This window comes from Acidovorax sp. ACV02, assembly GCF_014851475.1.
GTDB lineage: Bacteria > Pseudomonadota > Gammaproteobacteria > Burkholderiales > Burkholderiaceae_C > Acidovorax > Acidovorax delafieldii.
This window is the reverse complement of record NZ_JACUZU010000006.1, coordinates 408179-433287: the sequence shown is the minus strand read 5'-3', so window position 1 is coordinate 433287 and position 25109 is coordinate 408179. Positions and strand designations below refer to the sequence as shown.

Annotated in this window: 24 protein-coding genes; 15 read left to right on the top strand and 9 right to left on the bottom strand. The window is 65.0% G+C overall.

What is annotated here, in order from left to right; translation table 11 throughout:
- From IB236_RS24380 to IB236_RS16760, 4 genes are all read left to right on the top strand, one after another.
- A partial coding sequence (locus IB236_RS24380; protein ID WP_225581201.1) for a hypothetical protein occupies positions 1–567 on the top strand: 567 nt, incomplete at its 5' end.
- Positions 568–890: 323 nt separating this feature from the next.
- Positions 891–1979 (top strand): DUF6817 domain-containing protein, encoded by a 1089-nt coding sequence (locus IB236_RS16770; protein ID WP_192421503.1) that lies wholly within the window; start codon positions 891–893, stop codon positions 1977–1979.
- A 266-nt stretch (positions 1980–2245) separates the two neighbouring features.
- A complete protein-coding gene (locus IB236_RS16765; protein ID WP_233194296.1) occupies positions 2246–3049 on the top strand; it encodes a MetQ/NlpA family ABC transporter substrate-binding protein in 804 nt (267 codons plus the stop codon).
- 285 nt (positions 3050–3334) lie between these two features.
- Positions 3335–5641 (top strand): bifunctional diguanylate cyclase/phosphodiesterase, encoded by a 2307-nt coding sequence (locus IB236_RS16760; RefSeq protein WP_192421502.1) that lies wholly within the window; start codon positions 3335–3337, stop codon positions 5639–5641.
- Between the two features lie 189 nt (positions 5642–5830).
- Here IB236_RS16760 and IB236_RS16755 read toward each other — a convergent pair whose 3' ends face one another.
- Positions 5831–6475: an FMN-dependent NADH-azoreductase gene (locus IB236_RS16755; RefSeq protein WP_192421501.1), complete on the bottom strand. Its 645-nt coding sequence runs from the start codon at positions 6473–6475 to the stop codon at positions 5831–5833.
- 132 nt (positions 6476–6607) lie between these two features.
- On the opposite strand from IB236_RS16755, the gene IB236_RS16750 reads away from it, so the two are divergent.
- A complete protein-coding gene (locus IB236_RS16750; RefSeq protein ID WP_192421500.1) occupies positions 6608–7555 on the top strand; it encodes a LysR family transcriptional regulator in 948 nt (315 codons plus the stop codon).
- 164 nt (positions 7556–7719) lie between these two features.
- Positions 7720–8589: an HDOD domain-containing protein gene (locus IB236_RS16745; protein WP_146871088.1), complete on the top strand. Its 870-nt coding sequence runs from the start codon at positions 7720–7722 to the stop codon at positions 8587–8589.
- Positions 8590–8690: 101 nt separating this feature from the next.
- Here IB236_RS16745 and IB236_RS16740 read toward each other — a convergent pair whose 3' ends face one another.
- Genes IB236_RS16740 through IB236_RS16730 form a run of 3 tightly spaced genes read right to left on the bottom strand, consistent with a single transcriptional unit; the run spans position 8691 to position 11339 of the window.
- Positions 8691–9785 carry an ankyrin repeat domain-containing protein gene (locus IB236_RS16740; RefSeq protein WP_192421499.1) on the bottom strand — a complete coding sequence of 365 codons (1095 nt, stop codon included), beginning with the start codon at positions 9783–9785 and terminating at the stop codon, positions 8691–8693.
- Positions 9782–10387 carry a sigma-70 family RNA polymerase sigma factor gene (locus IB236_RS16735; RefSeq protein WP_167514345.1) on the bottom strand — a complete coding sequence of 202 codons (606 nt, stop codon included), beginning with the start codon at positions 10385–10387 and terminating at the stop codon, positions 9782–9784. The genes IB236_RS16740 and IB236_RS16735 overlap by 4 nt, the downstream gene beginning before the upstream one ends.
- Positions 10388–10424: 37 nt before the next feature.
- On the bottom strand, positions 10425–11339 hold the full coding sequence (locus IB236_RS16730) for a hypothetical protein (RefSeq protein WP_146871086.1): 915 nt from the start codon (positions 11337–11339) through the stop codon (positions 10425–10427).
- 204 nt (positions 11340–11543) lie between these two features.
- On the opposite strand from IB236_RS16730, the gene IB236_RS16725 reads away from it, so the two are divergent.
- The 7 genes from IB236_RS16725 to IB236_RS16695 all read left to right on the top strand — a co-directional run bounded on the left by IB236_RS16725 (position 11544) and on the right by IB236_RS16695 (position 17767).
- A complete protein-coding gene (locus IB236_RS16725) occupies positions 11544–12275 on the top strand; it encodes an AAA family ATPase (protein WP_146871085.1) in 732 nt (243 codons plus the stop codon).
- A gap of 138 nt (positions 12276–12413) precedes the next feature.
- The gene (locus IB236_RS16720) at positions 12414–12995 is read left to right on the top strand and encodes an alpha/beta hydrolase (protein WP_146871084.1); all 582 of its coding nucleotides are present in this window, start codon (positions 12414–12416) and stop codon (positions 12993–12995) included.
- Positions 12996–13226: 231 nt separating this feature from the next.
- Positions 13227–14231, top strand: coding sequence for a sulfate ABC transporter substrate-binding protein (locus IB236_RS16715; RefSeq protein WP_056067832.1), 1005 nt, complete (start codon positions 13227–13229; stop codon positions 14229–14231).
- A 37-nt stretch (positions 14232–14268) separates the two neighbouring features.
- Positions 14269–15138: a sulfate ABC transporter permease subunit CysT gene (gene cysT / locus IB236_RS16710; protein WP_056746214.1), complete on the top strand. Its 870-nt coding sequence runs from the start codon at positions 14269–14271 to the stop codon at positions 15136–15138.
- Positions 15135–16037: a sulfate ABC transporter permease subunit CysW gene (cysW, locus tag IB236_RS16705; protein WP_056746212.1), complete on the top strand. Its 903-nt coding sequence runs from the start codon at positions 15135–15137 to the stop codon at positions 16035–16037. The genes cysT and cysW overlap by 4 nt, the downstream gene beginning before the upstream one ends.
- Before the next feature lie 12 nt (positions 16038–16049).
- Positions 16050–17174, top strand: a complete 1125-nt coding sequence (locus IB236_RS16700) for a sulfate/molybdate ABC transporter ATP-binding protein (RefSeq protein ID WP_056067633.1) — start codon at positions 16050–16052, stop codon at positions 17172–17174.
- 56 nt (positions 17175–17230) lie between these two features.
- A complete protein-coding gene (locus IB236_RS16695; protein ID WP_056746679.1) occupies positions 17231–17767 on the top strand; it encodes a disulfide bond formation protein B in 537 nt (178 codons plus the stop codon).
- Between the two features lie 134 nt (positions 17768–17901).
- Here IB236_RS16695 and IB236_RS16690 read toward each other — a convergent pair whose 3' ends face one another.
- The 3 genes from IB236_RS16690 to IB236_RS16680 form a co-directional block, all read right to left on the bottom strand.
- Positions 17902–18120, bottom strand: a complete 219-nt coding sequence (locus IB236_RS16690) for a hypothetical protein (protein WP_056067635.1) — start codon at positions 18118–18120, stop codon at positions 17902–17904.
- 186 nt (positions 18121–18306) lie between these two features.
- Positions 18307–18978 (bottom strand): glutathione S-transferase, encoded by a 672-nt coding sequence (locus tag IB236_RS16685; protein WP_146871083.1) that lies wholly within the window; start codon positions 18976–18978, stop codon positions 18307–18309.
- Entirely contained in the window at positions 18975–19976 is a 1002-nt protein-coding gene (locus tag IB236_RS16680; protein WP_192421498.1) for a rhodanese-related sulfurtransferase, read from the bottom strand. Before IB236_RS16680 ends, IB236_RS16685 begins: the two co-directional genes overlap by 4 nt.
- Positions 19977–20067: 91 nt before the next feature.
- Between IB236_RS16680 and IB236_RS16675 the strand changes: the two genes are divergently transcribed.
- Positions 20068–21696 carry an HD family phosphohydrolase gene (locus tag IB236_RS16675; RefSeq protein WP_146871081.1) on the top strand — a complete coding sequence of 543 codons (1629 nt, stop codon included), beginning with the start codon at positions 20068–20070 and terminating at the stop codon, positions 21694–21696.
- Positions 21697–21783: 87 nt separating this feature from the next.
- Here the strand turns inward: IB236_RS16675 and IB236_RS16670 are convergent, their stop codons facing one another.
- The gene (locus tag IB236_RS16670; protein WP_146871080.1) at positions 21784–22674 is read right to left on the bottom strand and encodes a LysR family transcriptional regulator; all 891 of its coding nucleotides are present in this window, start codon (positions 22672–22674) and stop codon (positions 21784–21786) included.
- A 113-nt stretch (positions 22675–22787) separates the two neighbouring features.
- On the opposite strand from IB236_RS16670, the gene bla reads away from it, so the two are divergent.
- Complete coding sequence (gene bla, locus IB236_RS16665; RefSeq protein WP_304503420.1) at positions 22788–23702, top strand: class A beta-lactamase; 915 nt, start codon at positions 22788–22790, stop codon at positions 23700–23702.
- Here the strand turns inward: bla and argA are convergent.
- The gene (argA, locus tag IB236_RS16660) at positions 23699–25045 is read right to left on the bottom strand and encodes an amino-acid N-acetyltransferase (RefSeq protein WP_015014347.1); all 1347 of its coding nucleotides are present in this window, start codon (positions 25043–25045) and stop codon (positions 23699–23701) included. The genes bla and argA overlap by 4 nt on opposite strands.
- Positions 25046–25109: the final 64 nt, after the last annotated feature.

Genomic DNA, 25109 nt, shown 5'->3' with positions numbered 1-25109 from the left:
AAGCGTCTCAAAAAAGCCGGGTCAAAAACGATTCCTGAACCGGGTTCGGTGAGTCGCCTTGCGGGTTCGGCTCATCGATGGGATGAACTGTACGCCGATGGTGTTCAGGGAAAAACCACCCAGTCGCAAACTAACTGTTCCAGTATTGAGAACAATCTTTCCATCCTCCCGCGCTCCGTGTGGGATCTTTCGGTGCTCGAATTTTGTTGGAAAAAACTGTATATTCATACAGCATCAAACCACAGGAGAAGCAGCGCCATGCAAGTCATCGAATCCACTTACGCCGTCACCCTGCGCGACTACCCCGAGGAACTCCCGGCCAAGGAGCGCATTGCCGCAGAAACCCGGTACGCCAGGGCCCTGGAAAAGCAGCTTGGCGGCCCCGAACAGGTGGCGGCTGCCCTGGACACCATGCAGAGCCTGGAGGAGTCGCCCCCTGAGGTGGTGTCTCCTGGCGATCTCACCCTGCTCAAGGCCTGGGGCAAGGCCAGCGTGGCAGCCCGGCAGGCCGGGTTCCGGGATCTGGGAGAAGGCGAGGGCGCGTACTTTGAGGTGCGGCTGGTCTGAGAGGCTGAGAGTCCTTTATCCATGCCCGCTTTGCACGCCAATACGCCCGGCGCGTCGTTACCAATGCTCGCCATAGCGTGAGCTATGGCTGTGCTTTGTGCCTAGATCCGAGGCGTATTTGCGCGCCTTTCGGGCCCGGCTAAAAAACTCTCAGCCTCTGAGCCTGAAAGCCCGCAACCCGCAATGGGGCTGACCGAGCCGCCGTGCAGGCGCGTGCTGGGTGTACGGGCAGGGTCGCCGCGGTGCTTGCGCAACCGCCGTGTGGGCAGATACTGTGTGTACATTGCATTACCCGCACACTCAACGCCGGAGACACAACCCCCATGACCCTGCCGCTTCACCCCCTGGACCCTGACCTGTTTGCCCGCGCGTTGCCGCTGCTGGACGACGAGTGGCTGACCCGCGACCCCGAACTGGCGCCCGTGTTGCCCACGGTGCTCGCGCGCAATGTGGGGCAGGACTGGCACAAGGCGGGCACGTTTCGCCACCACCTGGTGGGCGTGACGCGCACGCTGACGGTGTGGCAGCAGCCGCGCGACGTGCGCCTGCTGGGCCTGCTGCACAGCGTGTATGGCAATGCGTTTGTGGACCTGGTGAAGTTCGACCCTGCCAAGGAGCGCGCCCGGGTGCGCGAGATTGCGGGCGAGTCGGCCGAGCACCTGGTCTACCTGTTCTGCACCCAGTCGCGCACGCAGTTTGTGCAAAAAGTGCTGGCCCATGCGCTGGAGGCGGACGGCAGCCTGGTGCTGCAAAAAGACGGGCAGGACCATGTGCTCACGCCCTACGAGGTGGCGGCCTTCATCATCGTGAGCATGGCCGACACCATCGAGCAGTGGTTCAGCTGGCAGGACGACATCTTTTCGCGCTTTCCGGACGTGCAACACCGCAACCAGAAGGCGCACTGGGCTGCATCGCTCTGGCCCGGGCCCATGCGACCGTCGGGGCGCATGGTGCACCAGATCAATGGCTTGGCCAAGGCGCTGCAGCACCCGGGGCTGAAGGACGTGCTGCCCATGCCGCCCGTGTTTGCCCATTGCACGCAGCACCTGTCTGCCGCCAACGAGGCGGCGGCCACGTCGCTGTACTGGTCCGTCATCCAGCAAGACCAGCCGCTGGTGGACCTGGACGTGGCCACCGGCGTGCTGGAAAGCGCCGTGCGCCACAACCCCTGGGTGGGCGAGCCGCAGATGGTGCTGGCCCAGCTGTACCTCTCCGCTGGCCGCAAGGACGACGCCAAGGCCGCTGCCGAGAGCGCACTGCACCTGTTCAGCGCCTGGGGCAATGCGTGGGACAAGCGCGTGCAGTGGGACGCCTGGGTGGCCTGGACGCGCATCCTGCTGCAGGGCGCGACGGTGGAGGGCACCTGGCCCGAGCGGCTGGACAAGCTGAACAACGTGGCACTGCGTGGGTGACTTGGAACATCCCCCTGAGTGGCTGCGCCACTTCCCCCTTCTCTTGAATCGCTGCGCCATTCGGGAAGGGGGAGGCAGCCCTCGCTGCGGGGCGGCCCTTGCTCGGCTGCCCTCGCCGGGCGCGCGCCAGTTTCATGAGGTGGGCGTGGGGGCACGGGCCTTGTCTTCTTATTCGAATGGGTTGTAATGAAATGAAAACTTAGTTGTTCCAGTTTTATCGGGGAAACCCTAGGATGCGAACCATCTCTCAACGAAAGGTTTTCCCTGTGAACAACAACAAGCGCCTTCTCCTGCAATCCGCCCTGGCCCTGGCCGCTGCTGCCGCTTTCTCGTCCGGCGCCATGGCCCAGGACAAGCCCATCAAGGTGGGCGTGACCGGCGGCCCCCACGCCCAGATCTTCGAGCAGGTGAAGAAGGTTGCCGAGAAGGACGGCCTCAAGATCCAGATCGTCGAGTTCAGCGACTACGTGCAGCCCAACGCCGCGCTGGCTGCGGGCGACCTGGACGCCAACAGCTACCAGCACAAGCCTTACCTCGATGCGCAAGTGGCCGACCGTGGCTACAAGCTGGTGTCGGTGGGCTACACCGTCAACTTCCCCATCGGCCTGTATTCCAAGAAGGTCAAGAAACTGGAAGACCTGAAGGAAGGCGCCAAGTTCGGCATTCCCAACGACCCCACCAACGGCGGCCGTGTGCTGCTGGTGCTGCAGGACAAGGGCCTGATCAAGCTGCGCGACGGCGCGGGCCTCAAGGCCACGCCGCTGGACGTGGTGAGCAACCCCAAGAAGCTCAAGTTTGTTGAACTGGACGCCGCCCAGCTGCCCCGTTCGCTGGACGATCTGGACGCCTCGGCCATCAACACCAACTTTGCGCTGTCGGCTGGCCTGAACCCTGGCAAGGACGCCATTGCACAAGAAAACGCCAAGAGCCCCTACGTCAACCTGATCGCCGTGCGTGAAGCCGACAAGGACAAGCCCTGGGTGGCCAAGCTGGTGAAGGCTTACCACTCGGAAGAAGTCAAGAAGTTCATCCAGACCGAATTCAAGGGCTCGGTGCTGCCAGGCTTCTGAAGCTGATCGCAAATGCGCCCTGCGATGAAGGGCGCTGTGGCTCTGCGGACTGGCTGCTGCTTCGTCCTCTCTCCCGCAAGGGGAGAGGGGGCGGGAAAAGCGACTGCAACAGCAGTCAAACATCCAAGTATTTTTGGCGTTTTGCGCTTTTCCGTAAAGTGCAAATAGCTATCTAAATGATAGCGGTCCGCCAACACCATTCCCCTGCGTTGCGCTGGGAAAACTGTGGTGTCGCGCTTGCATACACAATGAGAGGGTAACGTCCAGTAACACCATCCCTCCACCATGCCCTTCGCGGAACGAATCCTCACAGCGGTCTGGTTGAGTGCGACCACGCTGTTGTTCGTTGCGTCGCTGTGGGCACCGGCCCCGGGTGTGCGGCTGTTTCTGGACAACGCCTCCTGGACGCTGGCGTTTGGGCTCTCTGCATTCTGGGCCTGGCGTGGCTGGCGGCTGGCGCCGCCCACCGACCGCGCGCTGCACACCGGCCTGCTCATCTTTGCGGTGCTGGTGGCCCTGGGGCAAATGGTGTGGAACGTGCAGGTGGCGCTGGACTGGAACCCATTCCCCGCGCCCGCCGACCTGCTGTTTCTGGCGGGTGGGCCGCTGTGGGCTGCCACTGTCATCCGCGCCACTTTTGCGCGCCTGTCGCGCGATCGGGCTTACCCGGCCGCCCTGGACTTTGGCGGCACGGTGCTGGCGCTGCTGGCGTTCACGCTGGTGATCTACCTGCCCTCGGGCGAGGTGGACTCGCTGGCCGTGGGCACGGTGCTGGTGCTGTACCCGGCCGGGTTTCTCGCTGCGGCGGGCGTCACGGCGCTGGCTGTTCCGACGGTGGGGGTGCGCATCGACCGGTCCCATGCGCTGGTGCTGCTGGGCCTGCTGGGCTTTGGCCTGAGCTGGATGCAGTGGAACCTCATGGTCATCAGCAACACGGTGCAGCCGGGCATCTGGTTCAACGCCAGCTTCAGTGTGTCGGCGCTGGTGCTGGGCTGGGGCGCACGCTGGCTGCGGTTTGAGATGTCGGCAGATTCGGCCTACCGCCGCCAGTGCGACCAGGTCATGAACTACGTGCCACTGCTGTCCATGACGCTGGCGGCCATCACCCTGGTGCTGCTGTTTGTGGCGCCCGATGGCAGGGCAGGCATGCAGGCGCTGATCCTGGTGTGCTGCCTGCTGGTGCTGCTGCTGGCGGCACTGCGCCAGACCATTGTGGTGAGCCTGCTCAACCGCCTGCGCACGGCCGAGGCCGCAGTGCTGCGCAACGAGGAGCAGCTGTACCGCGTGGCGCACTTTGATGCGCTCACCGGCCTGCCCAATCGACGCTACTTTGAAGACGCCCTGGAGCGTGCCGTGGCCGAGGCCGCCCGCGACACACACAGCACCAACCGCCGCGTGGCGCTGATGCTGATCGACCTGGATCACTTCAAGAGCGTGAACGAAACCTATGGCCACCGCGTGGGCGACGCGCTGCTGAGCGAGGTTGCGCAGCGCATCACCCAGCTGCTGGCGGGGCAGGGCCTGGTGTCGCGGCTGGCCAATGACCAGTTCACGGTGATGCTGCTGCGCCCCGCGTCGCGCACCGAGCTGGCGCAGCTGGCGGCCTCACTGGTGGAGGGCCTGGCGCAGCCCTGGGAGCTGTCGGAGGTGGGCGCGCAGTACATGGGGGCCAGCCTGGGCATCAGCCTGTACCCGGACGATTCGGCCAACAGCGTGGAGCTGGTGCGCCACGCACATTCGGCGCTGCACGCCACCAAGAGTGCAGGCCGGGGCTCGTACCGCTTCTACATCGAGGAGTTCACGCAGATCACGCGCGGGCGGCTGGAGCTGCGCCGGCGCTTGCACAACGCGCTGCAGGCGGGCGAGTTCGCGCTGGTCTACCAGCCCCAGCTCAACCAGCAGCGCCAGACCGTGGGTGCCGAGGCGCTGCTGCGCTGGTCGGTGGATGGCAAGGCGGTGCCGCCCGACGAGTTCATCCCGCTGGCCGAGGAGAGCGGGCTCATCGTGCCCATCGGGCTGTGGGTGTTCGAGACCGCCTGCCGCCAGATGGCGCAGTGGCGTGCCGAGGGCTGGCAGGTGCCCGTGGTGTCGGTCAATGTCTCCACCATCCAGCTGCGTGAGCCGGGTTTCACCCAGACCCTGCTGGGCGTGACCCAGCGCGCCGGGGTGGCGCCCGCCGGCCTGGTGCTGGAGATCACCGAGTCGCAGCTGCTGGACGAGTCCCTGTACGCCATCGCGCTCGATCTGAAGAACGCGGGTTTTGCGCTGTCGATCGACGACTTTGGCACGGGCCACTCGTCGCTCATCAAGCTCAAGCGCCTGCCGGTGAGCGAGCTGAAGATCGACAAGGTGTTTGTGCGCGACATCGTGGTGGACGTGAACGACCGCGAGATCTGCGCCACCGTCAACGCCCTGGCCCGCACGCTGGGGCTGGAGGTGGTGGCCGAAGGCGTGGAGACCGAGGAACAGCTGCAGTTGTTGATCCGCATGGGCTGCGAGCGTTTTCAGGGCTGGCTGTTTGCACCGGCCCTGGCGCCCGGGCCACTGGCCGAGCAATGGCTGCAGCGGCAGGCGCCGCCCGCTGCGCAGTGACTGCTGGCACGGTGTGGCGTGGGGGCGGCATGGTCCGTGTGTGGCATATCAAAAATGATAGCTGCTCAGGCATGTTCCACTAGCGCATCCGGCCGTTTTGCCCTGATAAAAGCCCAAACCCGGCACAGGGCCGGGTTTTGGGGGGGGCTTGCAGGGCTTGTGCCCTGCGCGCCGTTGTTGCCGCTAGGCTTAGGCGGCCTGCGACACGCGACCCTGGTTGGCCGCCACGCTGGTGTGTGTGGAAATTTCCACGTTGGCCGAGGCCAGTGCGGCCGCCTTGGCGTCCGGGCCCATGGCCACGCCTTCGGCACGCACAAAACGCACGTCGGTGATGCCGAAGAAGCCGAACACCACCTTCAGGTAGCTCTCCTGGTGCTCCATGGCCTGACCGCCTTCGCTGGTCGAGTACACGCCGCCACGGGTGGAGGCCACGATCACGGTCTTGCCACCGGCCAGACCCACGGGGCCCTTCTCGGTGTACTTGAAGGTGCGGCCCGCTTGCGCCAGGCGGTCGATCCAGGCCTTGAGCTGGCTGGGGATGGAGAAGTTGTACAGCGGCGTGCCAATCACGATCACGTCGGAGGCCAGGAACTGGCTCACCAGGGCTTCGGACAGTGCGTTTTCAGCGCGCTCTGCCTCGGTGGCAGCGGCCTGGCCGGTGCGGAACCCCAGCGACTGGGCCGACAGGTGCGAAGGCGCTTGCTGGGCCAGGTCCAGGTATTGCACGGTGGTGCTAGGGTGGGCGGCTTGCCAGGCGGTCACGGTGCGGGCAGTCAGTTGGCGGGACACGGATTGATCACCGGTGATGGCAGAGTCGACGTGAAGCAGTTGCATGAGGGAACTCCTGGGGTTCTGTGGATCGGAGCCACAGCGTGTGGCCATGGGATGAATTGTGGGGATGGATCAATTTGTTGATAAGGTAGTGAACTTGCGATAGATTGTTCTATCCATAGGACGATGAAGCCCATGCAAGATCTCAACGACATGCTGTATTTCGCCGAAGTGGTGGAGCGCGGTGGCTTTGCCGCTGCGGGCCGCGCGCTCGGCATTCCCAAATCGCGCCTGTCGCGCCGGGTGTCCGACCTGGAAACGCAGCTGGGCGTGCGCCTGCTGCAGCGCACCACCCGCAAGCTCTCGCTGACCGAAGTGGGCGAAGCCTATTTGCGCCACTGTCAGGCCATGCGCGAATCGGCCCAGGCGGCGGCCGACACGGTGGCCCAGGTGCAGACCGTACCGCGCGGCACCATCCGCGTGAGCTGCCCTGTCACGCTGGCGCAGACCGTGGTGGCCGAGCTGATCCCCCGGTTCCTGGCCAGTTGCCCCGAGGTGCGCATCGACATGCTGGTGAGCAACCGCGCGGTCAACCTGGTGGAAGAGGGCATCGACGTGGCGCTGCGCGTGCGTCCCTCGGTGGACGACAGCGGTAGCATGGTCGTCAAGCGGCTGGACCACACCACGCAGATCCTGGTGGCCAGCCCCGAGCTGCTGATCCGCCAGGGCACGCCCCAAACGCTGGACGACCTGGCCAAGCTCGACAGCATCGCCATGTCGGCCCCCGATGGCCGATCGACCTGGAACCTGATCGGCCCGGGCGGCGTGCACCAGGTGGTGCAGCACACGCCGCGCTATGTGGCGGACGACCTGCTCACGCTCAAATACGCTGCCGTGGCCGGCACGGGGGTGTGCTGGATGCCCGACTACATGTGCCAGGAAGAAATGCGCGAGCGCAAGCTGGTGCGGGTGCTGCCCGACTGGGCGCCGGCGCCCGCCATCGTGCATGCCGTGTTCCCCTCCCGCCGGGGGCTGTCGCCCGCGGTGCGGCGCTTTCTGGACTACCTGGGCAAGGCCATGCCCGGCCGGAGCAGCCTGAGCACGCGGCAGGCCCTGCAGGGGCTCGACGGCGCCAATATCTGAGAACCTGTTCAAAGGGCAGGTTCTGAGGCGCTGGGCGCAAAGCCTGCGCTTGTGCACGGGTTCGGTGGGCAAAGCACTTTTTGGCGCCACAATGCAACGAATTGCAACTGTGCGGGCTGCGCCCGTCCGTGTGGTCGGCACACGCGGCGGCCCGGGGACTTTTTGTGACCGCTCCACACCCCATCGACCAAGACATCCGGCAAGCCCGCGTGCACCCTGCCGTGCGCGCCATCGTGATCCCGCCGTGCCCCGAATCGTTGCTGCGCCTGCAGCAGATCGTGGTGGCGCCCGAGCTGGACTCGACCGCGCTGGAGCAACTGGCATCCTCCGACGTAGCCCTGGCCGCCGCCGTGATGCGGCTGGCCAACAGCCCGCTGTACGGCCTGGCCCAGCCGGTGCAGACCGTGGGCATGGCGCTGACGGTACTGGGGCTGCAGCCGGCCGTGGAGCTGCTGTCTGCCTTCATCACGCGCAATGCGCTGCAGGTGCGCTCGCCGCTGCTGGAGCATTTCTGGGAAAGCTCGCAGCGCCGCGCCATTGCGTGCGAGCACATCGGCCACCAGCTCTACAGCCTGGACCCAGGGCTGGGCTACAGCTTCGGGTTGTTCTGCCATGTGGGCATGCCGGTGCTGGTGAAGGCGGTGCGGGGCTACGCGGGCACCGTGACCGAGGCCCTGGCGCGCAAGGACCGCACCTTTACCCAGACCGAGAACGCGAGCCACCGCACCGACCACGCGGTGATGGGCGCCATCGTGGCGCGCACCTGGCACCTGCCGGGCGACGTGGCACAGGCCATCTGGCTGCACCACGACTTTGCCTGCCTGAACGACGAGCAGTTTGATCCCACCGTGCGGCACCTGGTGGCGCTGGGGTTGCTGGCCGAGTTTCTGGTCAACCAGCACGACGGCCTGGCCCCCACGCGCGAGTGGACCCAACACGGCCAGGCCTGCATGGACCACCTGCATGTGACGCAGGACGAGCTGGACCACTGGATCGACGCGCTGCATCCGGCGTTTGAGGCGGTGCGGTTCTGATGCTTTTGACGAGCGGCTGATTCGCCGTTGTCACTGACGGGGCCGGTATGTCTACCCCGTGCGTACGTGATGCAGTCCTGTCTGGCCTGCCGGTGCGATTTTCAGCGCGCCGCTTCCAGCAACTCCACCAGGCGCGCGTGCCCCCGCTGTGCCGCCAGCTGCGCCGCGTTCAGACCGTCGCGATCCACCAGCGCCGGGTTGGCGCGCAGGGCCAGCAGCCGCTGCACGGTGGCGGTGTGGCCGTTCATGGCGGCCAGCATCAGGGCGGTTTTTCCTCCGGGGTCGCGGGCATCCACTGGTGTGCCCTGTTGCACGAGGGCTTCGACCTGCTGGGGTTGGCCCGTGCGGGCGGCCTCCCAGATGGTGACGGGCAAGGCCGCGCCCAGATTTTTTGACATGGCAGGGGCTGTAGCAGCCGCTTGGTGGTCGCGCGCTGCAGAGTCCGCCAGCGGGGCGCGGGTGGCTGGTGCAGCTGCTGCGGCGGGGGCAGCCGGAGCGGTTTCTTGAAGGGCTGGTGCAGGGGAGACTGATGCGCGTTCGCGCCTTTCGGTACTGGATTCGGCGCGGGGGGCTGCGGCCGTCGAGGGCATGGGGGGTGATGCGGGGAAGCCGGAGGCGGCCCCGGCGGCGCGAGGTGCTGACAGGGCTTCCTGCTCAGTGGAAGGCGACACAGGAGCCGACTTGGCTACGGGCTGGACGGGTGCTGGTGTCTGCGCAGGCGCGGGGGGGGCTACCGTGGCGGGCTTGGGGGGCATGGCGTCGGCCGACGGGCCGGTGCTGTTCCGCGTACTTTTCTGCGTGCTTTCCGGCGCAGGCGGAGTGCCCGATGGGGGCTCTGCCGGTGGCGGGAGCGTCGGTGTGGCCGCAGGGGCAGGCGCAGGGGCCGTAGGAGCCTGCGCAGGCGACTCGGCCCGGCGGTGGCTGAAAGCGGTGTCCCGCTCTTCGGGTGTGCCGCGCTCAAACTGCAGCATCAGCAAGCCAGTCAGTCCCACCACGGCCAAGGTGGCCAGGGCCGAAATCTTCCAGCGGGCCTGGTTGGCGGCAGGGGCTGCTACCGGGGTGGCTGATGCCGCAGCCGCTGCCACCATCTGTGCATGCGCACGCACGGCATCACGCACATGCGCGCCGGGGCGGGCGCCTTCCTGTTCGCTGGCCTCGTGGTAGCGCCGGACCAGTTCGTCATCCTGCCGGGTCATACAAACTCCTTGAGGTGCTGGCGCAGGCTGGCCCGCGCGTAGCGCAGGCGGCTCTTGGCGGTTTCAAAGTTCACGCCGGTGGCCTCGGCAATCTCCTGCACGCTCAGGTCTCCTTCGGCTTGCAACAAAAAGGCCTCGCGCTGCTCTGGCGGCAACTGCTCTACGGCGGCGATGAGCGCGGCGGCCTGCTCGCGCGACTGCAGCTGGCGCACGGGCCCGAAGCCCGAGTCCGCCACCAGCGTGTCTGCCAGGCTGCGCGCATCGTCGTCGCTGGCATCCAGGCTGGCATGGTGTTTGGCGGTACGCAGGTGGTCCACCAGCCGGTGGTGTGCCAAGGTGAACAGCCAGGTTCGGAACCTGGCCTTGACCTCGTAGCGGGCAGCGTTGCGCGCCACCGCAAACCACACGTCCTGCAGCAGGTCGTCGGCCACGGCCTGCACCTTCACGCTGCGAAACACGAACCGCCACACGGCCAGCTCGTGCCGGGCGTAGAGCCGGTCGAACGCACCCAGGTCGCCGCTGGCGTAACGCAGCATCAGCGTCTCGTCGGCATCGTCGTGGGGCGGGGCGGATGGCACCCGCGGATTATGCGAGGCCCGCATGCACCATCGGGAGCGTACCGGTAGATGCTCTCAAGGCCTACCGCGGGTCGGGAACGTACGACAGGTTGTCGGACTGCGGAAACGCGCGGGGCACAGGGGGCCGCGCGATGGGCTCGCGGATCACGCCCGCAGCCATCAGGTTTTCGCGGCTGTCATAGCGGATGCTGATGATTTCGTTGGGGCGGAGTTGCAGCCGGGTGAAAGTGGTGTGCGACACAACGGATGTCTCGCGCTGGCCGTGCGCCGTTCCCAGCTTGGCCGACGGCATAGGCGCAGCCTTGGCCGCACTGTCGGCAGACATCGAGCGCGCCGAGGACTCGGCCTCTGATGCTGGCGACGGTGCGGCGGCGGCTGGTGCGGGTGCCGACTGTGCAGAGGGCAGCGCAGGGGCAGGCTCTTCGCGCAAGCGCCCCAGGCTGTTGGCACTCCCGTTGCTGCCATCACGGCGCTGGCTGTATGGCTCGGGGACGACGGCGGGCGAGGGCACCGGTGGCTGTTCGCGGAACAGCGCCACGCCAATCACGCCCACGTGACCGGGGCGGCCTGTTCGGGCGGCATACGAGTTGGCAATGTGCGAGAACTCGAACGCAGCGACTTCGCTGTTGCTCTTGCGCCAGCCGGTGATCTGGTAACGCTCATAGGGCGAGAACACATACCCGCCCTGGTCCCACGCAGCGGTTTCGCCGCTGAGCACGTTGACCCCGTCCACCGAAGGCACGGCCAGGACCCGCTCGCCCAGCCGGTTGCGCACGGTGATGGCATACCGCGCGCCCGGGCGGCCGGCCACCCAGTACTCGCCTTGGGCGTAGTGCACCGGCAACGTGGTCCCAGTGTCGCGGTCCACGATGGTGACATCGGCCAGGCGGCCAATGGCATGGGCAGGCAGGTGGCTCAGGCCCAGCAACGCGGCCAGTGTCGCGAGGGCGGGCAGGGTGAGAAGGCGGGGTTTCATGGCAGCTCCATCAAAAAAGTGGTGGTGCTGGGTGAAACGAACGGGATAGCTAAATGGGGTTGAGCGGATGCAAAAAATCTAAAAATGTTCTTTGGGGCTTATCTCTTTCGGGCCACTTGGCCATTTCGCGGGAAGACTGGGGGCCATCGAATAGACCTTTTGCCCAGTGAGCTAAAAGTCCGCGCGGCCCGTTAGCATGAGCGCATGCTTGCCGCCAAACCCTATCTCCAAAGCGCTTGCATCCGCCCAGATGCAGATGTGGACTACGAAACCTATCCCTACAACGTACCCTCGATCCGAGAACTGGGTCTGCTGCAGTTTCACCCGGACGTAACCTTCTTTGTGGGGGAGAACGGTTCTGGGAAATCAACGTTGCTAGAGGGCATCGCGTTGGCCCTGGGCTATAGCCCGGAGGGTGGCACTCGCAATTTCAGACTGGCTACGGCGGATTCAGAATCATCGTTGCATGAGGTGCTGCGGTTGGCGCGGAGCTACCGTAAGCCGCAAGATGGCTATTTCTTGCGGGCTGAGAGCTTCTTCAATGTGGCCACCTACATGGATGAGGTTGGCTACCTGGATAACTACGGCGGAAAATCGCTACATGCTCGGTCTCATGGCGAGGCGTTTATGGCGCTGCTGACGCACAAGTTCCAGGGCAAAGGGTTGTACTTGCTGGACGAGCCCGAGGCAGCCTTATCACCCAACCGCCAACTCGCTGCGCTGTATGCAATCCACCAATTGGTGGAAGACAAATCTCAATTCATCATTGCCACGCACTCCCCCATCCTGCTGTCCTATCCAAACGCCAAGATCATCCAATTCGATGGCGCTGGTCTGTCCGAAGTGGCCTTCGAGGACACGGAGCACTACGCGGTAACTCGTGACTTCCTCAACAACTATCCCCAGCGACTGAAGCGCTTGCTGGCCGACGATTAGATGGGATGGCTTGCAGCGGACGACACTAGCGCATGCGATTTTTTGTCTCCGGATTGTCTGTGATTAGATGATTTGGCGATTAAATAACAAGAATTAAGTCGTTTGGGTTTTAAAGGCTGGCTCGCAGAATCCCTGCCTGTGACCACCACCTCCATCATCATCGTCCCCGGCTGGCGCGATTCGGGCCCCGGCCACTGGCAAAGCCTGTGGGCCGAGCGCCTGCCCCACGCGCGCCGCGTGGTGCAGGACGACTGGATCACGCCCACGCGTTCAGCCTGGGTGAGTCAGCTGGAGAAGACGGTACTGGCCGCAACGCACCCTGTAGTGATCGTGGCACACAGCCTGGGCTGTATTGCCACCACCCACATGGGGCCGGAGGCTGCAGCCAAGGTGTGCGGCGCCTTGCTGGTGGCTCCTGCCGACCCCGAGCGCCGCGCCATCCTGAGCGACTTTGCCCCCGTGCCCTACGCGGCGTTGCCTTACCGCAGCATCGTGGTGGCCAGCAGCAATGACCCGTTTTGTCCCATTCGCCTGGCGGGCGCCTATGCCAGAGCCTGGGGCAGCGAGTTTGTGCGCATGCAGAACGCGGGGCATATCAATATTGACTCGGGCCATGGCGAATGGCCGCTGGGCTGGGCGTTGCTGCAGTCTTTGGAGGGCGACCACAGCACCATCCAGCCAGCTGCAGGGTACTCGCAGGTTTCTCCGGCCGCCGCCTGATTGCTATCTAATCGATAGCTGTCAGCGCATGTTTTTCCAGCGCTTGGAGCCTGCGGGACCCGAAATGTTGGGCCCGGGCAGCTGGTGTGCGGTTTGGGGTCATGGCCCCGGCACGCCCTTTGAGATCTTTATATGCCAATTCTCGATTAATTAACAAGAATATATTCTTTTGAGTTTTAAGGGGTGGTCCGCACAATGCGGAATCTCCAGCATTTTTTGGGCGACTTCACCATGACTTCTTTGAAACTCAAGACCCTCCTGGCCTCTCTGGCCCTGGCCGCGAGCGGCATGGCTGCCGCTCAAAATTCGCTGCTCAATGTGTCGTATGACGTGGCCCGCGAGTTCTACAAGGACTACAACGTGGCCTTCGCTGCGCACTACAAGAAGACCACCGGCCAGGACGTGAAGATCGACCAGTCGCACGCCGGCTCCAGCGCCCAGGCCCGTGCCGTGAACGACGGTTTGGCTGCTGACGTGGTCACCATGAATACCACCACCGACGTACAGTTTCTGGCGGACAACGGCGTGGTTGCCAAGGACTGGGCCAAGAAGTTCCCGCACGACGCATCGCCCACCACCTCGACCATGCTGTTCCTGGTGCGCAACGGCAACCCCAAGAACATCAAGGACTGGGACGACCTGATCAAGCCCGGCGTGCAGGTGATCGTGGTCAACCCCAAGACCGGCGGCAACGGCCGCTATGCCTACCTGGCCGCCTGGGGCGCCGTGCGTGAAAAGGGCGGCACCGAGGCGCAGGCCGCCGAGTTTGTCGGCAAGCTGTACAAGAACGTGCCTATCCTGGCCAAGGGCGGCCGCGATGCCACGGCCACCTTCCTGCAGCGCAACCAGGGCGATGTGCTGATCACTTTCGAATCCGAGGTGGTCTCCATCGACCGCGAGTTCGGCGCGGGCAAGGTCGATGCCATCTACCCCTCGGTGAGCGTGGTGGCTGAAAACCCCGTGGCCGTGGTGGAACGCACCGTGGCCAAGAAGGGCACGGCCCAGCTGGCCAAGGCCTACCTGGACTACCTGTACTCGGAAGAAGCGCAAGAGATCGCAGCCAAGCACGCCATCCGCCCCCGTTCGGAGACCGTGCTCAAGAAGTACGCCGACACCTTCAAGCCGCTCAAGCAGTTCACGGTGGCCAAGTACTTCGGCTCGCTGACTGAAGCGCAGAAAGTGCATTTCAATGATGGCGGCCAGTTCGACAAGCTGTACACGCCCGGCGCCAAGTAAATAGGCCCAGCGCTTTTCCCGACTCACCACTGCATCTATGACCACTGCGACCGCTGTGGCCGCAGCCCCGGCCGGACGGCGCGCGCCCAAGCGCGTGCTGCCTGGCTTTGGGCTGTCACTGGGCTACACCCTTTTCTACTTGAGCATCATCGTGCTGATCCCGCTGTCGGCACTGATCTTCAAGACCTTCACGCTCACCTGGGACCAGTTCTGGGCGGCCATCAGCGCACCGCGTGTGATGGCGTCGTACCGGCTGACCTTTGGCGCATCGTTTCTCGCGGCGCTGGTCAATCTGGTGTTTGGCCTGCTGATCGCGTGGGTGCTGGTGCGCTACAAGTTCCCGGGCAAGAAGATCGTCGATGCGCTGGTGGACCTGCCGTTTGCGCTGCCCACTGCCGTGGCAGGTATCTCGCTCACGGCCCTGCTGGCAGGCAACGGCTGGGTGGGCAGCATTCTGGAGCCCATGGGCATCCAGCTCGCGTTCAAGCCTGCGGGCATTGTGATTGCGCTGATCTTCATCGGCCTGCCGTTTGTGGTGCGCACCGTGCAGCCCGTGCTGGAAGACGCCGAAAAGGAGCTGGAAGAAGCCGCCACCTGCCTGGGCGCCACGCGCCTGCAGACCTTCACCAAGGTCATCCTGCCCTCCATCACGCCCGCACTGCTCACCGGCTTTGCCATGGCGTTTGCGCGGGCGGTGGGGGAATACGGCTCGGTGATCTTCATCGCGGGCAACATGCCCATGGTGTCGGAGATCACGCCGCTCATCATCATCGGCAAGCTGGAGCAGTATGACTACGCAGGCGCCACCGCCGTGGCTGTGGTGATGCTGGTCATCTCTTTCATCCTGCTGCTCATCATCAACGCGCTGCAAGCCTGGCAGCGCCGCCACGCGGGGGCACCAGCATGAGCGGCAACAACTCCCGAACCATTCGCCGCGCCCAGGCGGGCACGACCGAAGCGCCCTGGGTCCGCTACACGCTGATCGCCATCGCCTTGGCTTTCATGCTGCTGTTCCTGGTGCTGCCACTGGCCGCCGTGTTTGCAGAGGCGCTGCGCAAGGGTTTTGGCGCATACCTGGAAGGCCTGCGCGAGCCCGATGCCTGGTCGGCCATCAAGCTCACGCTGATCACCGCGCTGATTGCCGTGCCGCTGAACCTCGTGTTCGGCGTGGCAGCCGCGTGGTGCATTGCCAAGTACGAGTTCAAGGGCAAGGCCTTCTTGACCACGCTGGTGGACCTGCCGTTCTCGGTGTCGCCCGTGGTGGCGGGCCTGATCTATGTGCTGATGTTTGGCGCGCAAGGCTGGTTTGGTCCGTGGCTGCAGGCGCATGACATCAAGATCATCTTTGCCGTGCCCGGCATCGTGCTGGCTACCGTGTTTGTGACCTTTCCGTTCATCGCCCGCGAGCTCATCCCGCTGATGCAGGCGCAGGGCAACGACGAGGAGCAGGCCGCCATCGTGCTGGGCGCGAGCGGCTGGCAGACCTTCTGGTACGTGACCTTGCCCAACATCAAGTGGGGCCTGCTGTACGGCGTGATCTTGTGCAACGCGCGGGCCATGGGCGAGTTTGGTGCGGTGTCGGTGGTGTCCGGCCACATCCGGGGCCAGACCAACACCATCCCGCTGCACGTCGAGATTCTCTACAACGAGTACCAATCGGTGGCCGCGTTTGCCGCTGCCTCGCTGCTGGCCTTGCTGGCCTTGGTCACGCTGGTCATCAAGACGATTGCCGAACACCGCAACGAGCAGGCCCTGAAGGCCGCCGCCGAATTGCCGCCCGAGCGCCCCGCGCCCGCTGGCGTGTGAAGGAAACAGAACATGAGCATTGAAATCCGTAACGTCAGCAAACAGTTTGGCGACTTTCAGGCGCTGCGCGATGTGAGCCTGGACATTGCCTCGGGCGAACTCATTGCGCTGCTCGGCCCCTCGGGCTGCGGCAAGACTACGCTGCTGCGCATCATCGCGGGCCTGGAGACGGCCGACGTGGGCACCATCCACTTCAGCGGCGAAGACACCACCGACGTGCATGTGCGCGAACGTAACGTGGGCTTCGTTTTCCAGCACTACGCATTGTTCCGCCATATGACGGTGTTCGAGAACGTGGCTTTTGGTCTGCGCGTGAAGCCCCGCAGCGAGCGCCCGAGCGAAGCACAGATCAAGAAAAAGGTCATGGACCTGCTCAAGCTGGTGCAGCTGGACTGGCTGGCCGAGCGCTACCCCTCGCAGCTCTCGGGCGGTCAGCGCCAGCGCATTGCCCTGGCCCGCGCCCTGGCGGTGGAGCCCAAGGTGCTGCTGCTCGACGAACCCTTCGGCGCGCTGGACGCCAAGGTGCGCAAGGAGCTGCGTCGCTGGCTGCGCCGCCTGCACGACGAGCTGCATGTGACCAGCATCTTCGTGACCCACGACCAGGAAGAAGCCCTGGAAGTGGCGGACCGCGTGGTGGTGATCAACCAGGGCAAGATCGAGCAAAGCGGCTCCCCCCAGCAGGTGTGGGACCAGCCTGCCAGCCCGTTTGTCTACGGCTTTTTGGGCGACGTGAACCTGTTCCACGGCCGCGCCCATGAAGGCCTGGTGCACCTGGACGGCATGCAGCTCGACTCGCCCGAGCACCAGGCGGCGCAGAACGCTAAGGCCTTTGCCTATGTGCGCCCGCACGACCTGGACGTGGAGCGCTACTCCCCTGGCGCGGGCCTGGACGCCGAAGGCCGTCCCCGTGGCATCGTGGCCCAGCTGAGCCGCGCCATTGTGGTGGGCCCCATTGCGCGCCTGGAACTTATTCCGACCGACGATCACAAACCAGCGGACAATGCGTCCCCAGAATCCCTGATCGAAGCGCAGATCCCTGCGCAGCAGTTCAAGGACATGGGTTTCAAGGAGGGTGAGACGCTGGTGGTGACACCACGCCGCGCCCGCGTTTTTCTGGATCACGCCGCCGGTATCTGAGTTGCTTCTCCTTCGAGGCCTCTCTGGGTAACCTGCGGTTTCGAGGGACAAGAATGATGGTGTTGAACTGGATTGATCAGGCCCCGCGTCGCGTGCTGGCGCTGATCAGCGTGGCCTGTGTGGCGATGCTGGCGTTTGGCATGTACCTGCAGCATGTGGTGGGCCTGGAGCCTTGCCCCATGTGCATCGTGCAGCGGTATGCGCTCATTGGTGTTGCTGTATTCACGGCCCTGGCTAGTGCGCGAGGCAATCGGGGCTGGTGGATGACCTGGGCGGTGCTGGCCGTGATCACTGCCGGGTTTGGCGCCTTTGTGGCGGCTCGCCAGAGCTGGCTGCAGTGGTACCCGCCGGAGATCGCTACCTGCGGTCGCGACTTCTACGGCATGATCGAAAACTACCCCATCAGCCGCGCCATCCCCATGATCTTCCGGGGCTCGGGCGATTGCACTGCGATCGACTGGACCTTCCTGGGTGGCTCGATTGCCAACTGGTCGTTCATCTGCTTCGTGGGGTTTGGCTTGGTGCTGCTGGCTGTGCTGGTGCGGGCGCTGAAGGGTGGCAACAAGCGAGGCTCTGGATATTCGATGGCTTGATGCCTGTGAGGCATGGGCTTACATGAAAAAGGCGCTCCAGGGAGCGCCTTTTTCGTTATGGGAAGGGCTTCCAGCGCCGGTGTTCCTGCTCCGAGCGCAGTCCCACCCGGTCGCATGAAAGCGCACAAGGTTGGCTATCCAAGCACCATGTCCCCTGCGTCCAGCGAAGGAGGACGCAAAAGGTCTTCGTTGATGCCCATGGTCTGACTGGCGCGTTCTACGGCCTGCCACAGTGGCGCAGGCATTTGCAATATCTCTTCCGGCGACGCGGAGCGCGCGATCCATGCACTGATTTGCAGGTGCTGCTCGTGGGTGAGCAGGTCCAGGTTCAACATTTCATCGATGATTTTCATGCAGGGGCTACAGGGTCGATGGGGTGGCTTGAAGATGGCTCTGCGCGGTAAAGCCCTGAGGAGGCTGTGCTGTGCATGAAGCGAAGAGGGGTTGCTCCGTGGCAACCTCTAGCGTCACGGAGCATGGTGTTTTGTAGAAGAGATGGTACCCAAAGCACCAATCTCAAGCGGGCCAGTGCGTCCGCTTCAGCCTGGCATACCGGTGCCATGCGGGAACGGTACGCCTTGTGTACCGTCAACCCATGCGGGCAGTTTGGGCATCACCTGGCCAAACAGCGGACTGGCCTGCCATTGCGCCAGCCAGGCCTGCAGGCGGGGCCACGGCTGTGCGGTCCACCAGTCGGCATCAATGCCTGCAAACTGCCGCACAAAAGGCGCAATCGCCATGTCGGCCAGGGCCGCGTGGGTGCCGAACAGGTAAGGCCGATGTGGTGAGAGACGCGCCTCCAGCGCACCCAACCAGGCCACGGCTTGGGCGTGTTCCGCGTCCATGTCAGCGTCCGGGTATCTGCTGGGGTACTTGCACCGGTCCAGCGCCTGCTTGAACGGGCCATCGCATTCAGCAATCAGCGCGAGCATGTCTTCCAGGCTGCCATGGCTGGGGGTGAGCCAGCCTTCAGGGTCGTGTTGTCGCAGCGCCCACAGCATGATGTCCAGGCTCTGCTCCAGCACCTGGCTGCTGGGCAACACCAGCACGGGCACCGTGCCCTTGGGCGATGCCTGCAGCAACCCCTGGGGCTTGCTTTTGAGCACCACCTCGCGCAGTTCGCAAACCTGGCCGCTCACGGCCAGGGCCAGGCGGGCGCGCATGGCATAGGGGCAGCGGCGGAACGAGTACAGGACGGGCAGGGCGGTCATGTTGTGCCATCCATGCCATCGTCCTCTGCGTGCTTGGCCACAGCGCGTGTGGGGCGGCCGGGTTGCTGCGCGCCGATGTGCTCTTGCCCACGCTGCCGGGCCAGCTGCATCTGCCGCTCGCGCTCGGCCAGGGCGCGTTCCTGCTCGGGTGTGCGGGTGCCGTGGCAATACGGACAGCTCACACCGGGCACGTAGTGCGGTGATTGCAACTCGGCTTCGCCCAGCGGCATGCGGCAGGATCGGCACAGCTGGTGGTGGCCCGGTGCGAGGCCATGGCCTACGGACACGCGTTCGTCGAACACAAAGCAGTCACCGTGCCAGCGGCTGGATGCTTCGGGCACGGTTTCCAGGTACTTGAGGATGCCGCCTTCCAGGTGGTACACCTCGTCAAAGCCTTGGGACTTGAGGAACGCGGTGGACTTTTCGCACCGGATGCCGCCCGTGCAGAACATGGCCACGCGGGGCTTGCCAGCCAATACGCCGCCAGACTGCGATTGCTGCGCCACCCAGGCCGGAAACTCTGCAAAGGTCTGCGTGTGCGGGTTAATGGCGCGCTCAAACGTGCCAATGCCCACCTCGTAGTCATTGCGCGTGTCCACCACCACCACGCCCGGGTCGTCGATGAGGGCGTTCCAGTCTTCGGGCTTCACATAGGTGCCGGCGTTGCGTGCGGGGTTCAGGCCTGGCACGCCCAGGGTGACGATCTCGCGCTTGAGCCGCACCCGCATGCGGTAGAAGGGCATGCGCTCGGCCAGCGCCTCCTTGTGCTGCAGGGCGGCAAAACGCGGGTCGCTGCGCAGCCAGGCCAGCACAGCATGCACGCCCTGCGGTTCGCCCGCAATGGTGCCGTTGATGCCCTCGGGCGCCAGCAACAGCATGCCGCGCACGCCGTTCGCGTCGCACAGGGACTGCAGGGGCTCGCGCAGGGCGGCAAAGTCTGGCAGGTCCACGAACTGATAAAGCGCGGCGGTGAGATAGCGGGGTGTGACCGAGTCCACGAAAAAGGCGTTTTTGAAACAGGAAGGGGGATGATAGCTGTCACCTTTCGTTACGATGCGGGGTTACCAACGCTGCTTGCAAGGTGGTCGCATGAGCAAGGAATCCACTCTCAATCTGTTCCGTCGGCTGGAGCAGCTCAATGGCATCGGCGCTGCGCTCTCGCGCGAGCGGGACATCGACCGGCTGCTGGAGAACATCCTGGAGGCCGCCAAGACCATCACCGGGGCCGACGGCGGCACGCTCTACAGCGTGACGGAAGACCAGTCGGCGCTCAAGTTCGAGATATTGCGAACCGACTCGCTGGGCATCAACCTGGGGGGCACCACGGGCAAACCCATCGACCTGCCGCTGTTACCGTTGCGCACGGCCGACGGCGGGCCCAATGATTCGCTGGTGGCGGCCCACGCGGCCATCCACGACCGCACGGTGAACATTGCCGACGCCTACAGCGCGGCAGGGTTTGATTTTTCGGGCACACGCGCGTTTGACCAGCGCACGGGCTACCGGTCGCAGTCGTTCCTCACGGTGCCGATGAAGAACCACGACCTCGAACTCATCGGCGTGCTGCAGCTCATCAATGCGCGCGACCCGGACACGGGCGAGGTCATCACCTTCTCGCAGGCCGACCAGAGCCTGGCCGAGTCGCTGGCCTCGCAGGCGGCCATTGCGCTCACCAACCGGCTGCTCATCACGCAGCTCGAACGCCTGTTCGAGTCGTTCGTGAACCTCATCAACCTGGCCATCGACGAAAAATCGCCCTACACCGGCGGCCACTGTCAGCGCGTGCCCGCCCTCACGATGATGCTGGCCGAGGCTGTGGATGCCACCCGCGAGGGGCCGTTGGCCGCGTTCAAGATGAGCGATCGCGACCGCTACGAGCTCAAGATGGCGGGCCTGCTGCACGACTGCGGCAAGATCACCACGCCTGTGCACGTGGTGGACAAGGCCACCAAGCTGCAGACCATCTACGACCGCATCGGCCTGGTGGACACGCGGTTTGAAGTGCTCAAGCGCGATGCCGAACTGGCCGCGCTGCGCCGCCAGCTGGCGCTGCGTGCGGTGGTGGACGCGCGGGCTGAAGGCCAGGAGCTGCAGGCCCTGCAGCACGAGATCCATGCGCTGGAGGAAGACCGCGAGTTTCTGCGCCGCAGCAACACCGGCACCGAGGCCATGCGCCCCGAAGACCAGCAGCGTGTGCGCGATATTGCCGCCATGCGTCACTGGCGCAACCCGCAGGGTGTGCAAACGAGCTTTTTGACGGGGGAGGAAGTGGAGAACCTCACCATCCGGTCCGGAACGTTGAACCAGGCCGAGCGCGACACCATCAACTACCACATCGTTGCCACCATCAAGATGCTGGAGACGCTGCCCTGGCCGCGCCACCTCCAAAACGTGCCCGAATACGCTGGGGGCCACCACGAACGCATGGACGGCAAGGGCTATCCGCGTGGCCTCACGCGCCAGCAGATGTCGCTGCAGGCCCGCATGATGGGCATTGCCGACATCTTTGAGGCGCTGACGGCCGCAGACAGGCCCTACAAGAGTGGCATGACCCTGTCGCAGGCGCTGGCCATCATGTGCAGGATGCGGGACAACGGGCACATCGACCCCGACCTGTTCGAGGTGTTTGTGCGCGAAGGGGTGTACCTGCGCTATGGCCAGCAGTTTCTGGATGCAGGGCAGGTGGACGGGGTGGATGTGGCGGCGATGGGGTTTTGACACCGCTGCACCCCGTGCATCACGGCGTACGTTTGCTATGTAATTGATAGCTTCTGGCGCATGATCCACTAGCGCTACCGGCCAAAATCATCCCAATTCTTCAGTCCCGGCACCCACTGTGACGCTGGCCTGTGACATCAGCCAGTCCCGGAACGCCGCCATGGCCCCCGTGGTGGTGCGCGATTGCAAGCGGGTCAGCCAGTAGGCGCCCCGGTGCAGCTCTTGTGCAAAGGGCTGCGCCAGGCGGCCCTGCTGCAGTTCGCGCGCGAACATCTTCACTGGCAACAGTGCCATGCCCGCGCCCTGCGCCGCCGCCTCGGCCAGCGTCAGTGACGAGTCGAACACCGCGCCACGCACCACGGGGCAGGGCGCACCCGCAGCCTCGAACCAGGCCGTCCACTCGTCGGTGCGGTAGCTGCGCAGCAAGGGCTGGCGCGCCAGGTCGGCCACCGTGCGCAGGCCACGGGCCAAGGCGGGCGAGCACATCACGGACATGGGCGCATCCATGATGCGGTCGGCCTGCGTGCCGTGCCATGCGCCGTCGCCAAAGCGGATGGCGTAGTCCAGCCCTTCGCCCGCCATGTCCACCCGGTTGTTGTGCGTGAGCAGGCGCAGGTCCACAAAGGGGCAGGTCTGCTGAAAGTCGCGCAGCCGGGGTAGCAGCCAGCCCACCGCGAAGGTGCCCACGGCGCCCACGGTCAGCACCTCGCGCGGGCGGGTGTCGCCCAGCTTCTCCAGGGCGCGCTGCAGGTTGCCAAACGATTCCACCACCACCGGCAGCAGGGCCTGGCCTTCGTCCGTCAGCGCCAGGCCGCGTGGCAGGCGGCGGAACAGAGGCTTGCCCAGCCGGTCCTCCAGCTTGCGGATGTGCTGGCTCACGGCGGTCTGGGTCACGTGCAGCTCCTGGGCGGCGCGCGTGAGGTTCAGGTGGCGGGCCGCGGCCTCGAAGGCCCGCAGGGCGTTGAGCGGCAGGTGCATATTGCCAAAAGGTCAAAGTTTTTCTTGGGGCTTTTGGCAATTATTGTCGATGGTGCTGGGGGCTGAACCCTCGTATCGTTCGGGCCTTGTTCCCCACTACGCTTTCAATCGATATGCAAAGAAGACAGTTTTCCTTGGGTTTGATGGCCGCCACGGCCATGCCTTTATGGGGTTGTGCAGCTGCCAGCAACTCAGACCGCCGCGAGCAGACCGCCAGCGCATGGAACGATGCCCTCGCCAGCATCGAACGCGCCGCCCAGGGCCGTCTGGGGGTGGCCATGCTGGACACCGGGTCGGGCCTGGCGCTGGGCTGGCGGCAGGACGAGCGTTTTGCCATGGCCAGCACCTTCAAGCTGGTGTTGGCCGGCTGGATGCTGGCTCTGGTGGACCAGGGCAAGGAGCGGCTGGATGCGCGCGTGCATTACCCGGCCACCGACGTGGTGGCGTACTCGCCCGTCAGCGGCCCGCGCGCGGGCGATGGTGGCGGCCTGACGGTGGGTGAGCTGTGCTCTGCCACCGTCAGCCTGAGCGACAACACCGCTGCCAATGTGCTGCTGGCCCGCCATGGCGGCCCGGCCGGGTTCACCGCGTTCGTGCGTTCGCTGGGTGACGAGGTCACGCGGCTGGACCGCACCGAGCCCACGCTGAATGAGGCTGCCGTGGGCGACCCGCGTGACACCACCACGCCGCTGGCCATGCTGCAGACCATGCAGAAACTGGTGCTGGGCAACGCGCTCAGCTCCATGTCCCGGGCCTGGCTGCAGCGCTGGCTGGTGGAGACCAGCACGGGCGATAAGCGCCTGCGTGCCGGTGTGCCGGGCTGGAAGGTGGGCGACAAGACGGGCACGGCGGGCGAGAGCGGCACGGCCAACGACATTGGCGTGTTGTGGCCCGCGGGCGGCGGCGCGCCGGTGCTGGTGACCTGTTACCTCACGCGCTCCAAGGCGTCGCCGGAGCAGCGGGATGCGGCGATTGCGCAGGTGGCGCGCGCCGTGGCGGCCGCGCGCGAGACTTTCACCCGCTCTTAGAGCTTCTTGACCAGCACCTGGCTCTTGCGGTCCCAGTTGTACTTGCGCTTGCGGGCGTCGGGCAGCCAGTCCGGGTCCACGGGGGAGAAGCCGCGCTTGATGAACCAGTGCATGGTGCGGGTGGTCAGCACAAAGATGCTGTCCAGCCCCAGCAGGCGCGCGCGCTGCTCGATGCGCTTGAGCAGCTTTTCGCCGTCGCCCGTGCCCTGGCTTTGCGGCGATACCGTCACCGCAGCCATCTCGGCCGTCTTGGCTTCGGGGTAGGGGTAGAGCGCCGCGCAGCCAAAAATCACGCCGTCGTGTTCGATGATGGTGTAGGTGGCGATGTCGCGCTCGATCTCGGTGCGGTCGCGCTTGACCAGCGTGCCGTCCTTCTCGAAGGGCTCGATCAACTGCAGGATGCCGCCCACGTCGTCAATCGTGGCCTCGCGCAGCTCTTCGAGCTTTTCGTCGATGACCATGGTGCCGATGCCGTCGTGCACATAGACCTCCAGCAGCAGCGAGCCGTCCACCGCAAACGGCAGGATGTGGCTGCGCTCCACGCCGGCCTTGCAGGCCTTCACACAGTGCTGAAGGTAAAAGCCCGTGTCGGTGGGCTGCTGCGCCGGGGGCAACTGGGCCAGCAGCGCCTGCGCGGCGGCCAGCGGCAGCTCGGTGTCGATGGGGTTGTCGTCGCTCTCGGGCTCGGTGGGCGACATGCGGATGCCCTGCACCTCGGTCAAAAAGATGAGTTTGTCGGCCCGCAGCTCGATGGCCACGCTCGTGGCCACTTCTTCCATGCTCAGGTTGAAGGCCTCCCCCGTGGGCGAAAAGCCAAACGGCGACAGCAGCACCAGCGCGCCCATGTCCAGCGTGCGCTGGATGCCGGCCACGTCCACCTTGCGCACCAGGCCCGAGTGCTGAAAATCCACCCCATCCACAATGCCCACGGGCCGCGCCGTGAGAAAGTTGCCCGAGATCACCCGCACCGTGGCGCCCGCCATCGGCGTGTTGGGCAGGCCCTGGCTGAACGCTGCCTCGATCTCGTAGCGCAACTGCCCGGCGGCCTCCTGCGCGCAGTCGAGCGCCACAGAGTCAGTGATGCGGATGCCATGCGAATACTTGGCCGCATGCCCCTTGGCCGCCAGCTGCTCGTTCACCTGCGGGCGAAAACCGTGCACCAGCACGATCTTCACGCCCATGGCCTGGATCAGTGCCAGGTCTTGCGCAATGCTGTGCAGCTTGCCGGCCGCAATCGCCTCACCCGTCAGCCCGATCACAAACGTCTGGTTGCGGAACTTGTGGATGTAGGGCGCCACCGAGCGGAACCAGGGGACGAAGGTGAAATTGAAGACGGCGGACATGGAGAAAGGTGTTTGGGGCAGTGGTGGTAATGCGCGAGGAGCGAATGATAAGTGTCCTTAGCGA